Here is a 12017-nt window from a genome sequence, read left to right as displayed (position 1 = left end):
ATCACAGCGGATATTGGACACGCCAGATATCGGGGCAGCATGATCCTCATGCCCGGTGGGAGCACCGGTGACCGATTATCCGAGGAGTGAATCATGAGCCGCGTCGAGGACCGCCTGGCGATCATCGAGGTCTGTACCCGGATGGGCTGGCACGCCGACCAACGCGAGTGGGACCGGCTGAGGACGATCTTCTCTGACACGGTGACGCTGGACTACACCAGTCTCAACGGCGGCGAGCCCGCGGCGCTCACCCCCGAGCAGATCGTCGGCGCCTGGTCGGTGGTGCTGGGCGGCTTCGACGCCACCCAGCATCTGATCACCAACCATCTGGTGGCCGTGGACGGCGACACCGCGGTCTGCACCGCGTCCTTCCAGGCCACCCACCGCCTGGCGAACCCTTTCGGGTCACCCTTGTGGACACTGGGCGGCACCTACCGCTTCGACCTGGTCCGCGCCGACGGTGATTGGCGGATCAGCGGTGTGGTGATGACCGCCACCTGGGCCGACGGCAACAAGGACCTGATGGCCCTGGCCGCGGGCACATCGTGATCGTGCTGGTGACCGGTGCGAACCGGGGCATCGGGCGGGAGGTCTGCCGGCAGCTCGCCGCCCTCGGCCACACCGTGCTGCTCACCGCCCGATCGGCGGAGGCGGCCACCGCCGCGGCCGCGGAGCTCGGACCGGAGGTGCATCCCGTGCGGCTCGACGTCACCTCCGAGGACGACGCCGTACGGGTGGCCGGAGAGGTCGCCGGACGGTTCGGACGGCTGGACGTGCTGGTCAACAACGCCGCCATCACCTACGACACCTGGCAGCGCGCCTCGACCGCGGACCTGGACGTCGTACGGCAGGCGGCCGAGACCAACCTGTACGGCCCGTGGCGGCTGACCCAGGCGCTGCTGCCGCTGCTGCGCGAGAGCGCCCATCCCCGGATCGTCAACGTCTCCAGCGAGGCCGCGTCGCTGACCAACATGGGCGGCGGCACCCCCGCCTACACCTCGTCCAAGGTCGCCCTCAACGCCCTGACCCGGATGCTCGCCGCCGAGTTGCGCACCGACCGGATCCTGGTCAACGCCGTCTGCCCGGGATGGGTCGCCACCGACATGGGCGGGCCCGGCGGCCGCCCCGTCCCCGAGGGCGCCGCGAGCGTCGTGTGGGCCGCCACCCTGCCCGACGGCGGCCCCACCGGCGGTTTCTTCCGCGACGGCCGTCCGCTCCCCTGGTGAGCGCCGCTCCACGGAGGAGAATTCAATGATCTTGATAGTGGGCGGCACGGGGAACGTGGGCACCGAGCCGGCCCGAGCGGCCCGTGGACCGGGTCGTCCACACCCGCGAGCTCAAGTGAGGCCGCCCCGCGGGTCCGCTACTTCACGCTGATCGTCGTCCTTGAGCCGCTGCCGTCTTTTTATCCGCTGCCACTGCTCGATCTTCCACCAGGTGATCACCACCTCGTCGCGTTCCGCGGCCCGATGTACGCTCACCTGCGGCGACCAGCCCATCCGGTGCAGCAACAGCGAGACCCCGCGCAGGCTGTAGTGGATCCGAAACAGCCGAGCGATCAGATCCGCCACCCGCTCCAGCGTCCAGCGCTGATCACTCCAGCCGTGCGCGGCCAGCCCGGCCTCCAGTTCGGCTTCCAGCCGGGCACGTTGTTCCTCGTTGAGCCGGCAGGGCCATCCGGCCGCTCCCTTGGAGGCCAGCGCCGCAACTCCACCGACTTTCCAGGCCCGATACCAGCGGCTGGCCGACATCGCCGAGACGCGTAGCCGCCGGGCCACCTCGGCCTGGGACACGTCTTGGGCGAACATCTCCGCCGCGCGTAGCCGTACCGCTTCGCGTCGTGCCCGGTCTTTGGCGGTCAGCCCGCCACCTTCCGGATACCTCACGATTCCGACATACCGAATGCATGACCACCTAACGGCCATGAATCACGCATGATGATCTAACTTCCGAGCTTCAGCCTCAGTAATCAGACAGAACTCGCGGGATCAAACGCCCACTAGCTGCCATGACCGACCGGAATACCCACCCTGCCGCAGCGCGGACCATATCCAGCCATACCAAGTCGACACACTGTGCATGAGAAGGATGTTCTCAACGCCTACGAGCGACTCACTCGAGAGTACGTTTCCCCACGCTGGTGAACGTGCTGTTCGACTCGGGCAATCAAGCTATGAGACGTCTGGGAACCCCGATAACGTGGTAGGCATGACCGTTGCACATGAGTCCGAACCTTACGGGGCGCCCCCATGGGCTCCGCGTTACTGGGGCGCGGACGAGTTCATGAACCACGACTTCGGCGACGTCGGCCGCCGCTTCGAGCTTGAGGACGGCTGCATCGTCATGACCCCCGCGCCCTCCATCCGCCACCAGCGGATCGCCCGGCGTCTCATCAACGCCATCGAGGCATGCCTGCTGGCCGACGATCTGGACCTGGATGTGGAAGGGCCGATCAACCACCGCCTCAACTCCGACACCGTGTTCGCCCCCGACATCGCCGTCTTCCGTCGTGACACCGACAGCGATCTCTACGTGGAACCGCACGAGATCGAGATCCTCGCGGAGGTCACCTCCACCAACTCCAACCGTGACCGCCTCACGAAAATGAACCGCTACGCGCGGACCAAGTGCGAGTGGTACTGGATCATCGATCAGAACACCCTGGTCATTGACATCTATCAGCTCGACGGTGATCTCTATAGGCAGGTGGCCGCCATCGCACCCGGCACCGCCACCACCCTTCCCGGCCCCGTCCGCCTGACGATCGACCCCGGAACCCTCGCTTGATCACAGCTTTCCCAACACCCTGCGGCACCCAACCCTGAGCTCCTTTCCGCAGGAGTGCTTCAGCGACGGCGATCAGCCCTGAACGGACCCGCATGGGCGCTTCAGCGTCAGGCCGCACCCTGGGCGGACGGAAAACGAAGCGGCTATGGTCCGCATGCCGTACGGCGAGGCAGGATGGCGCGGAGGTGGGCCGGTGTTCCGACCGGCGTATAAAAGGACCGCGACCGCCGCGCCCGCCAGGCCGGAGGCCTGAAGAAACCAGAGATCAACTGCGACGGCCGGCCGGAACACCGGCCCGCCGCAGCGCGAACCGCCCTCGGCCATCAACACCGGCTATCGGTCGTCAGGCCTCCGGTCACCCAAAGGTGACGCACCCAAGCTTTCCTATCCGAACCTGAACGCCGCACTCGTCAGCGGACGGGGTGACCCGCCGCGCGCAGCATGTCCTTGACCTCGCCGATCTTGAGCTGGCCGAAGTGGAACACCGACGCGGCCAGGACCGCGTCCGCCCCCGCCTCGACGGCCGGGGGGAAGTCCTCCAGCGCCCCGGCGCCGCCGCTGGCGATCACCGGGACCGACACCACGGCCCGGACGGCGCGGATCATCTCCAGGTCGTAGCCGTGCCGGGTGCCGTCGCCGTCCATGGAGTTGAGCAGGATCTCCCCCGCGCCCAGCTCCTCGCCACGGCGGGCCCACTCGACCGCGTCGATGCCGGTGCCGCGACGGCCGCCGTGGGTGGTCACCTCGTAGCCGGAGGGGGTCGGCGGGCCGTCGACCACCCGGCGGGCGTCCACCGACAGCACGATGCACTGCGCGCCGTAGCGCTGCGACGCCTCGGTCAGCAGCTCCGGCCTGGCGATCGCGGCGGTGTTCAGGCCCACCTTGTCCGCCCCCGCGCGCAGCAGCAGGTTGACGTCCTCGACCGAGCGCACTCCCCCGCCCACGGTCAGCGGGATGAACACCTGCTCGGCCGTCCGGCGGACCATGTCGTAGGTCGTCGACCGGTCGGAGCTGGAGGCCGTGATGTCGAGGAACGTCAGCTCGTCGGCCCCCTCCGCGTCGTAGCGGCGGGCCAGCTCGACCGGGTCGCCGGCGTCACGGAGGTTCTCGAAGTTGACACCCTTGACGACCCGCCCGGCGTCCACGTCCAGGCAGGGGATCACTCTTACCGCGACACTCATCTTCTACAGCTCCTCATTCACGGTAGGCCTCGACCTCGGCCTCGACAAGCATGCGCGGGTCGATCAGGCCCGCCACCCGGACCCCGGTGCAGGTGGGACGGACCTCGCCGAACAGCTCGGCATGCGCGCGGCCCACCTCGTCGTAATGCTCGTCGTCGACCACGAAGTAACGGACCCGGACCACGTCGTGGCGGGACAGGCCGGCCTTCTCGATGGCGTCCAGCGCGACGCCGAAGGCGGTCAGCGACTGCCGGTAGGCGTCGCCGACGTGCTGGACCTCGCCTCCGACCGTGGCGGTGCACCCCGAGACGATCACCCATGGCCCCGCCACCACCGCGCGGGCGTAGCCGTAGCGCTCCTCCCAGACGCCACCGCTGAACACCCGGGTGCCCGAGCGGTGGCTCACCGCGTCTCCTCTCACCGGCCGCAACCTACGAGCTCACCGCGGCCAGGGCCTCTTCGAGGGTGAAGGCCTGCGCGTAGAGGGCCTTGCCGACGATCGCGCCCTCGACCCCGATCGGGACCAGCTCCGCCAGGGCGCGCAGGTCGTCGAGGGAGGACACACCGCCGCTGGCGACCACCGGCCGGTCGGTGCGGGCGCAGACCTCACGGAGCAGGTCGAGGTTGGGGCCGCGCAGCGTGCCGTCCTTGGTGACGTCGGTGACGACGTAACGGGAGCAGCCGTCGGCCTCAAGGCGCTCCAGCACCTCCCACAGGTCGCCACCCTCCTTCGTCCAGCCGCGGGCGGCGAGGGTGGTGCCGCGGACGTCGAGGCCGATCGCGACCCGGTCGCCGTACTCAGCGATGATCTTGGAGCACCAGGCGGGGTTCTCCAGGGCGGCGGTGCCGATGTTCACCCGGCGGCAGCCGGTGGCCAGCGCGGCCTCCAGGGAGGCGTCGTCGCGGATACCGCCGGACATCTCCACCTTGACGTCGAGGGCCTCCACGACGGAGGCCAGCAGCTCGCGGTTGGAGCCGCGGCCGAAGGCGGCGTCGAGGTCGACCAGGTGGATCCACTCGGCGCCGGCCTCCTGCCAGGCGAGCGCCGCGGACAGGGGGTCGCCGTAGGAGGTCTCGGTGCCGGCCGCCCCCTGGACCAGGCGGACCGCCTGGCCGTCGGCGACGTCCACGGCGGGCAGCAACTCTAGCGACATCTGATCAGGACCTCCGGTCGAAGACGAGGGTGACGAAAAGCGGCACGAAGAGCACCGAGAGAACGAACACGCCGAACCGCGCGGCCCACGAGGACCACAGCAGCCAGGCGATCACCTGGACGATGAAGAACAGGACGGCCACGAGGCCGTTCTGCGCACGGCGGCGGCGGGCGGCGATGCCGCCCTGGACGGCGATCCGGACCGGCCTGCGGGGCAGCAGCGCGGTGACCCGCCCGACCCGCTCGCGCCGCCGGGCCAGCCGGGCCTCGCGCTCGGCGCGCAGGGCCGCCTGACGCGCCCGCTCGGCCTCACGCTCGGCCCTGCGCCTGGCACGTTCCTTGCTCACCGGCGGCTCACCTGAGGGCTCACCTGAGGGTGCCGAGCCAGTTGGCGAGCAGCCGAGCTCCGGCGTCACCCGACTTCTCCGGGTGGAACTGGGTCGCCATGAGCGGGCCGTTCTCCACCGCCGCGACGAACGGGACGCCGTGCTCGGACCAGGTGACCAGGGGGTCTCTGAAGCCCGGCCCGGCGTCCAGCTCCCACTTCCGCACGCCGTAGGAGTGGACGAAGTAGAAGCGCGTGTCGGGGTCGATCCCGTCGAACAGCACGCTGCCCTCGGGCGCGCTGACCGTGTTCCAGCCCATGTGGGGCAGGACCGGCGCGTCGAGACGCTCGACCGTGCCGGGCCACTCGCCGCATCCCTCGGTCGTGACGCCGTGCTCGACGCCCGTGCCGAACAGGATCTGCATGCCGACGCAGATGCCCAGGACCGGCCGGCCGGCCGCCAGGCGCCGGTCGATGATGCGCTCCCCGCGCACGGCGCGCAGCCCGGCCATGCAGGCGGCGAACGCGCCGACGCCGGGGACGACGAGGCCGTCGGCCTCCATCGCCGCCGTGTAGTCGGAGGTCACCGTGACCTCGGCCCCGCCCCTGGCCAGGGCGCGCTCCGCCGAGCGGAGGTTGCCGGATCCGTAGTCAAGAACGGTTACGTTCACCACCAAAGCACCGCCGCGGTAGTCGCCAGGGCCGCCAGGACGGCCAGCAGCAGCGCGCCGACCTTCAGCCCCTGTTTGAAGAAGGAGATGATCCCGCCGACCAGGAAGAGTGCCACGAAGGCCATGGCGACGGCGGTCCAGTTGTCGCTCACGTCTGTCTCCGGTCCGGGCGGACGGACGGGCAGCCGCGCCCGCTCACAGCACGCCCTTGGTGCTCGGCACGCCGGTGGCGCGGGGGTCGAGCTCGGAGGCCTCGCGCAGCGCCCGGGCCAGGGCCTTGAACTGGGCCTCGACGATGTGGTGGGCGTTGCGGCCGTAGGGGACGTGGACGTGCAGGCAGATGGCGGCCTGGGCGACGAACGACTCCAGGATGTGCCTGGTCATCGTCGTGTCGTATTCGGCGCCGATCATCGGGGCCATGCCCTCGGGCTCGGTGTGCACCAGGTAGGGCCGGCCGGACAGGTCGACCGTGACCTGGGCGAGGGCCTCGTCGAGCGGGCAGGACGCGCTGCCGAACCGGCGGATGCCCGACTTGTCGCCCAGGGCTTCGCGGAACGCCGCCCCCAGCGCGAGCGAGGTGTCCTCGATCGTGTGGTGGGAGTCGATGTGGAGGTCGCCCTCGGTCTTGACGGTCAGGTCGAACAGGCCGTGCTTGCCGAGCTGGTTCAGCATGTGGTCGTAGAACCCGACGCCCGTGGACACCTCGACCTGCCCGGTGCCGTCGAGGTCGACCTCGACCAGCACCGAGGTCTCCTTGGTGACGCGCTCGACGCGGCCCAAGCGCTTGGCGGGCCCGTCTCCGGCGGGACTGCTCACAGGATTCCCTCCAGGGCGGCGCGGAAGGCCGCCATCTCCTCGGTCGTTCCGATCGAAACTCTCAGCCACTCCGGCGGCCCCACCTCGCGGATCAGCACCCCGCGGTCGAGGACGGCCTGCCAGACCGCGTGCCGGTCGGCGAACCGGCCGAACAGCACGAAGTTGGCGTCGGAGTCGGCGACCTGCAGCCCCTTGCCGCGCAGCCACTCCACCGTGGCGTCCCGCTCGGCCCGCAGCGTGTCGACGGTGCCGAGCAGCTCGGCCCGGTGGGCGAGCGCGACGCGCGCCGCCGCCTGGGTGAGCGTCGACAGGTGGTACGGCAGGCGGACCAGGAGCAGCGCCTCGATCACCGACGGGTGGGCGGCGAGATAGCCGAGCCGGGTGCCCGCCATGGCGAACGCCTTGGACATGGTCCGCGTGACGATGAGCCGGGGGTTGTCCGGCAGCAGGGTCAGCGCGGACGGGGTGCCGGTGCGGGCGAACTCGAAGTATGCCTCGTCCACGACGACCATGCCGGGCGCGGCCTCGACGATCCGGGCGATCACGGCCGGGTCGAGCGCGGTGCCGGTGGGGTTGTTGGGCGAGGTCAGGAACACGACGTCGGGCCGGTGCTCCTCGATCGCGGCGATGGCCTTGCCGGGGTCGAGCCCGAAGTCCTCCTCGCGCGCCCCGGAGATCCACTCGGTCGAGGCGCCGGTGGTGATGATCGGGTGCATGGAGTAGGACGGCTCGAAGCCGAGCGCGCTGCGGCCGGGGCCGCCGAAGACCTGCAGGATCTGCTGGAGCACCTCGTTGGAGCCGTTGGCCGCCCAGACCTGCTCGACGGTCAGGCCGTGGCCCAGGTAGGAGGCCAGGTCACGGCGGAGGGCCAGGGCGTCGCGGTCGGGGTAGCGGTTGAGGCCGGCCGCGCCGTGCCGTACGGCCTCGGCGAGGTCGGCGACCAGGGACGCCGAGGGCCCGTAGGGGTTCTCGTTGGTGTTGAGCCGGACCGGGACGTCGATCTGGGGCGCGCCGTAGGGCGACCGTCCCCGGAGGTCGTCGCGGATCGGCAGGTCCTCAAGCCTCATCGAGATCTCTCCCGGTCGGAACGGTCACGGGTCGCCGCGCGCCCGGTGAGCACGGGCCGGCAGGTCCTCATGAGGGGACCTCCCAGTCGAACCTCGCGCGGATCGCCGCGCCGTGCGCCGGCAGGTCCTCGGCGTCGGCCAGGACGCACACGTGGGCGGCGGCGCCGGCGAGGGCCTCGCGGCTGTAGTCGACGACGTGGATGCCACGCAGGAAGGTCTGCACCGACAGCCCGGAGGAGTGGCAGGCGCAGCCGCCGGTGGGCAGCACGTGGTTGGACCCGGCGAGGTAGTCGCCGAGCGAGACCGGCGCGTAGGTGCCGACGAAGATGGCTCCGGCGTTGCGGACCCGGGCCGCCAGCGCGGGCGCGTCGGCGGTGTGGATCTCCAGGTGCTCGGCGGCGTAGACGTCGACGACGCGCAGGCCGGCCTCCATGTCGTCGACGAGGATGATGCCGGACTGGCGGCCGGACAGGGCCTCGGCGATGCGCTCGCTGTGCTTGGTGGCGGCGACCTGGCGGGGCAGCTCCCGCTCGACGGCCTCGGCCAGCTCGACGGAGTCGGTGACGAGGACGGCGGCGGCGATCGTGTCGTGCTCGGCCTGGCTGATCAGGTCGGCGGCGACGTGCACGGGGTCGGCCGTGGAGTCGGCGAGGATCGCGATCTCGGTGGGCCCGGCCTCGGAGTCGATGCCGATGCGGCCCTTGAGCAGCCGCTTGGCGGCGGCGACCCAGATGTTGCCGGGGCCGGTGACCATGGTGACCGGCGCGCACTCCTCGGTGCCGTAGGCGAACATGGCCACGGCCTGGGCGCCGCCGACGGCGTAGACCTCCTCCACGCCGAGCAGCGCGCACGCGGCCAGGATGGTGGGGTGCGGCAGTCCGCCGAACTCCTTCTGCGCGGGTGAGGTGACGGCCAGCGAGGCCACCCCCGCCTCCTGGGCGGGGACGACGTTCATGACCACGCTGGAGGGGTAGACCGCGCGGCCGCCGGGGACGTAGAGGCCCACCCGGTCGACGGGGACCCAGCGCTCGGTGACGGTGCCGCCGGGCACGACCTGGGTGGTGACGTCGGTGCGCCGCTGGTCGCGGTGGACGAGGCGGGCGCGGCGGATCGACTCCTCCAGCGCCGCCCGGATCCTGGGGTCGAGCTCCTCCAGCGCGCCGGCGACGGCCTCGGCGGGGACGCGGGTGGACTCCAGCTCGACGCCGTCGAACCTGGCGGTCAGCTCCCGCACCGCCTCGACCCCGCGATGATGCACGTCCTCGCAGATCGGCCGCACTTTCTCCAGGGCGGCTTCGACGTCGAGTTCGGCACGGGGCAGCACGTGGCGCAGGTCCTCGGGGAGGGCTCCGCGCAGGTCGGTACGGGAAATCACCCGTCCAGTCTACGGAGGTCCGGCACCCGGTCACGTTCCGTCCGCCATCCGGACATGCCCTTTACAAAGTAGATTTTAACCGGCCACTAAGCTTCCCCTGTGAGCAAGAGCAAGAACAAGGGTGGTCAGGGGACACCGGCGACGGTGGCGCTTACCCAGGCGAAGGTGGATTTCACTCTCCACCCCTACACACACGACGCCGGCTCCCAGGCCTACGGCGAGGAGGCCGCCGACGCGCTCGGCGTGCCGTACGGGCAGATCTTCAAGACCCTCGTGGCCGAGGTGGAGGGCGGGCTGGCCGTCGCGGTGGTGCCGGTGGCGGGCAAGCTCGACCTGAAGGCGTTCGCGGCGGCGCTCAGCAGCAAGCGGGCGGCGATGGCCGACGCGGCGAAGGTGGAGCGGGTCACCGGCTACGTGGTGGGCGGGATCAGCCCGCTGGGCCAGCGCAGGCGGCTGCCGACCGTGATCGACGCCTCCGCGCTGGACCACCCGACGATCTACTTCTCGGCCGGGCGGCGCGGGCTGCAGATCGAGACCGCCCCGGCGGAACTGATCAGGCTGACGCAGGCGATCACCGCCCCCATCGGCAAGACAGGCTGATCTCCCCGGCCATCCTGTTGTCGAAGGTTGCCGACGCGGCCGGCGGTGGCCTTCGGCGAGACTCGGCGCAGGCCGTAACCTCGATCGGGGGGGAGCAGATGTTTTACCTGACCGCTACCGAGATGCTCGAACTCCTGCGCACCAGGCAGGTCAGCGCGGTCGAGCTGCTGGAGGCGCACCTGCGCCGGATCGAGGAGATCAACCCGCGGGTCAACGCGATCGTCACCCTGGTGGCCGAGCGCGCCCGGCGGGAGGCCGAGGAGGCGGACCGCGACCTGGCCAGGGGGCGGTGGCGGGGGCCCCTGCACGGCCTGCCGGTCGCGCACAAGGACCTGGCCGACACCGCCGGGATCCGCACCACCTACGGCTCGCCGCTCTTCGCCGACCACGTCCCCGGCGCCGACTCCCCGATCGTGCGGCGGATGCGCGAGGCCGGGGCGATCATGGTCGGCAAGACCAACACCCCGGAGTTCGGCACCGGCTCGCACACCGTCAACGAGCTGTTCGGCGCCACCCGCAACCCCTACGACCTGTCGAAGTCGGCCGGCGGCAGCAGTGGCGGGGCCGCGGCGGCGCTGGCGTCCGGGATGGTGGCCCTGGCCGACGGCTCGGACATGGGCGGGTCGCTGCGCAACCCGGCCTCCTTCTGCAACGTGGTCGGGCTGCGGCCGACCCCGGGACGGGTGCCCTCGCCGTCCGCGACGGCGGCGTGGTTCACCCTCGGCGTGCCGGGCCCGATGGCCCGCACCGTGGAGGACCTGGCGCTGCTGATGAGCGTGGTCTCCGGGTTCGACGCCGCCTCCCCCCTGTCGATCGCCGAGGGCGGGGCGGTCTTCACCGCGCCGCTGGAGCTGGACCTGACCGGGCTGCGCATCGCGTGGAGCCCCGACCTGGGCGGGCTGCCGGTGGACGCGGAGACGGCGAAGGTCACCGCCGACGCCCCCGCGGTGCTCGCGGGGCTGGGCGCGCGGGTGGAGCGGGTCGAACTGGACCTGTCGGACGCCGAGGACGCCTTCCGGATCTACCGGGCGTGGTACTACGCGCTGTCCTACGGCGACCTCCCCCAGGACCGCCTGGGGGAGAACGTGCGCTGGAACGTCGAGCGGGGACGCGCGGTGACCGGGGCGGACCTGGCCAGGGCGGAGCGGCTGCGCAGCGGCCTCTACCAGCGGATGGCCGGGTTCTTCGGCACCTACGACTTCCTGATCGCACCGGTCAGCCAGGTGCCGCCGTTCCCGGTGGACGCGCCGCACGTCTCGGAGATCAACGGGCAGGCGCTGCCCGACTACCTGGCCTGGATGCGCTCGGCCTACTGGATCAGCGTGCTGCACGCCCCCGCGGCGTCGGTGCCGTGCGGCTTCACCTCCGGCGGGCTGCCGGTGGGCGTGCAGATCGTCGGGCGCCCCTTCGGCGACATGGACGTGCTGCGGCTGGCCCACGCCTTCGAGCGGGCCACCGGGCACGGCACCCGCAGACCTACCTGCCGCTGATGTCGTAGGTCGACAGCGGCCCGTAGGGGTCCTGCCCGCCGAACGGGCGGCGCAGCGGCGAGTCGCGGTAGCCGGCGACGCCCTCCAGGGCGAAGAACAGGCCGACGGCGAGCAGCGGCCAGGCGCACATCACCCCCTGCGCGGTCAGGCCCAGCGGGCCGGGGATCAGGGTCACGGCCGTGCCGGCGGCGGTGACGCTCTGCGTGCCGAGGTTGACCGCCCGGCCGACCTCCAGCGTGAGGTAGGCGCCGAGCAGGCCGCCGGCGGCCAGGCCCAGCACCACCGCGAGCGGGCGCCCCCGGCGCGACAGGGTGTAGCCGACGGCGCCGCAGGCCAACCCGAGCACGCCGGTGACGACGGCGAACCAGCCGTCGGCCGCGATGAGCGTCTGGGTGGAGGGGTCGGCGAGCAGCGGGCCCTGCTTGGTCATGACGTACGGCGGGCGCGGCGCGAGGAGCGACCACAGGACACCGGCGACCACTCCCAGGAGGCCGAGCACGAGCACTGTGACGGTGAAGTCGCGCGCATGCCGCAATGTGTTTCCCCTCACCC

General features: G+C 71.3%; 16 protein-coding genes. 5 read left to right on the top strand and 11 right to left on the bottom strand.

The genetic code is table 11. From position 1 onward, the window contains the following. The first annotated feature begins 93 nt into the window (after positions 1-93). Together J2S55_RS05785 and J2S55_RS05780 are read left to right on the top strand one after the other, a co-directional pair. Complete coding sequence (locus J2S55_RS05785) at positions 94-549, top strand: nuclear transport factor 2 family protein (protein WP_306857822.1); 456 nt, start codon at positions 94-96, stop codon at positions 547-549. A gap of 8 nt (positions 550-557) precedes the next feature. Further along, positions 558-1226 carry an SDR family NAD(P)-dependent oxidoreductase gene (locus J2S55_RS05780; protein WP_306857821.1) on the top strand — a complete coding sequence of 223 codons (669 nt, stop codon included), beginning with the start codon at positions 558-560 and terminating at the stop codon, positions 1224-1226. Between the two features lie 111 nt (positions 1227-1337). On the opposite strand, the gene J2S55_RS05775 is transcribed toward J2S55_RS05780, so the two are convergent. Further along, positions 1338-1886 carry a winged helix-turn-helix domain-containing protein gene (locus J2S55_RS05775; protein WP_306857819.1) on the bottom strand — a complete coding sequence of 183 codons (549 nt, stop codon included), beginning with the start codon at positions 1884-1886 and terminating at the stop codon, positions 1338-1340. Between the two features lie 322 nt (positions 1887-2208). Here J2S55_RS05775 and J2S55_RS05770 point away from each other — a divergent pair, with 322 nt between their 5' ends. Further along, on the top strand, positions 2209-2787 hold the full coding sequence (locus J2S55_RS05770) for a Uma2 family endonuclease (protein ID WP_306857818.1): 579 nt from the start codon (positions 2209-2211) through the stop codon (positions 2785-2787). 410 nt (positions 2788-3197) lie between these two features. Here J2S55_RS05770 and hisF read toward each other — a convergent pair whose 3' ends face one another. From hisF to hisD, 9 genes are all read right to left on the bottom strand, one after another. Continuing rightward, entirely contained in the window at positions 3198-3968 is a 771-nt protein-coding gene (hisF, locus tag J2S55_RS05765) for an imidazole glycerol phosphate synthase subunit HisF (RefSeq protein ID WP_306857817.1), read from the bottom strand. A 13-nt stretch (positions 3969-3981) separates the two neighbouring features. Beyond that, positions 3982-4374, bottom strand: coding sequence for a RidA family protein (locus J2S55_RS05760; RefSeq protein WP_148269081.1), 393 nt, complete (start codon positions 4372-4374; stop codon positions 3982-3984). 25 nt (positions 4375-4399) lie between these two features. Continuing rightward, on the bottom strand, positions 4400-5122 hold the full coding sequence (priA, locus tag J2S55_RS05755; protein ID WP_306857815.1) for a bifunctional 1-(5-phosphoribosyl)-5-((5-phosphoribosylamino)methylideneamino)imidazole-4-carboxamide isomerase/phosphoribosylanthranilate isomerase PriA: 723 nt from the start codon (positions 5120-5122) through the stop codon (positions 4400-4402). Between the two features lie 4 nt (positions 5123-5126). Beyond that, complete coding sequence (locus J2S55_RS05750; protein ID WP_306857814.1) at positions 5127-5468, bottom strand: hypothetical protein; 342 nt, start codon at positions 5466-5468, stop codon at positions 5127-5129. 19 nt (positions 5469-5487) lie between these two features. Continuing rightward, positions 5488-6117 (bottom strand): imidazole glycerol phosphate synthase subunit HisH, encoded by a 630-nt coding sequence (gene hisH, locus J2S55_RS05745; protein WP_370879594.1) that lies wholly within the window; start codon positions 6115-6117, stop codon positions 5488-5490. Next, positions 6114-6269: a CG2302 family histidine operon protein gene (locus J2S55_RS05740; RefSeq protein ID WP_306857811.1), complete on the bottom strand. Its 156-nt coding sequence runs from the start codon at positions 6267-6269 to the stop codon at positions 6114-6116. Before J2S55_RS05740 ends, hisH begins: the two co-directional genes overlap by 4 nt. Before the next feature lie 43 nt (positions 6270-6312). Beyond that, positions 6313-6933, bottom strand: a complete 621-nt coding sequence (gene hisB, locus J2S55_RS05735) for an imidazoleglycerol-phosphate dehydratase HisB (protein WP_306857810.1) — start codon at positions 6931-6933, stop codon at positions 6313-6315. Next, a complete protein-coding gene (locus J2S55_RS05730; RefSeq protein WP_306858565.1) occupies positions 6930-8006 on the bottom strand; it encodes a histidinol-phosphate transaminase in 1077 nt (358 codons plus the stop codon). The genes hisB and J2S55_RS05730 overlap by 4 nt, the downstream gene beginning before the upstream one ends. Before the next feature lie 61 nt (positions 8007-8067). Then, positions 8068-9375, bottom strand: coding sequence for a histidinol dehydrogenase (hisD, locus tag J2S55_RS05725; RefSeq protein WP_306857809.1), 1308 nt, complete (start codon positions 9373-9375; stop codon positions 8068-8070). A gap of 99 nt (positions 9376-9474) precedes the next feature. On the opposite strand from hisD, the gene ybaK reads away from it, so the two are divergent. Both ybaK and J2S55_RS05715 read left to right on the top strand, forming a co-directional pair. After that, a complete protein-coding gene (ybaK, locus tag J2S55_RS05720) occupies positions 9475-9975 on the top strand; it encodes a Cys-tRNA(Pro) deacylase (RefSeq protein ID WP_306857808.1) in 501 nt (166 codons plus the stop codon). A 98-nt stretch (positions 9976-10073) separates the two neighbouring features. After that, a complete protein-coding gene (locus tag J2S55_RS05715; protein WP_306857807.1) occupies positions 10074-11465 on the top strand; it encodes an amidase in 1392 nt (463 codons plus the stop codon). Here the strand turns inward: J2S55_RS05715 and J2S55_RS05710 are convergent. After that, positions 11452-12000, bottom strand: coding sequence for a hypothetical protein (locus tag J2S55_RS05710; RefSeq protein WP_306857806.1), 549 nt, complete (start codon positions 11998-12000; stop codon positions 11452-11454). The genes J2S55_RS05715 and J2S55_RS05710 overlap by 14 nt on opposite strands. Between the last annotated feature and the right edge of the window lie 17 nt (positions 12001-12017).

It is taken from the genome of Streptosporangium brasiliense (assembly GCF_030811595.1).
GTDB lineage: Bacteria > Actinomycetota > Actinomycetes > Streptosporangiales > Streptosporangiaceae > Streptosporangium > Streptosporangium brasiliense.
This window is presented reverse-complemented; position numbering and strand designations above follow the sequence as displayed.

Excerpts from the sequence above, each read along its gene's own strand:
- J2S55_RS05715 (WP_306857807.1), top strand. The coding sequence starts at position 10,074 with ATGTTTTACCTGACCGCTACCGAGATGCTCGAACTCCTGCGCACCAGG.
- hisF (WP_306857817.1), bottom strand. The coding sequence starts at position 3,968 with ATGAGTGTCGCGGTAAGAGTGATCCCCTGCCTGGACGTGGACGCCGGG.
- J2S55_RS05770 (WP_306857818.1), top strand. The coding sequence starts at position 2,209 with ATGACCGTTGCACATGAGTCCGAACCTTACGGGGCGCCCCCATGGGCT.
- priA (WP_306857815.1), bottom strand. The coding sequence starts at position 5,122 with ATGTCGCTAGAGTTGCTGCCCGCCGTGGACGTCGCCGACGGCCAGGCG.
- J2S55_RS05785 (WP_306857822.1), top strand. The coding sequence starts at position 94 with ATGAGCCGCGTCGAGGACCGCCTGGCGATCATCGAGGTCTGTACCCGG.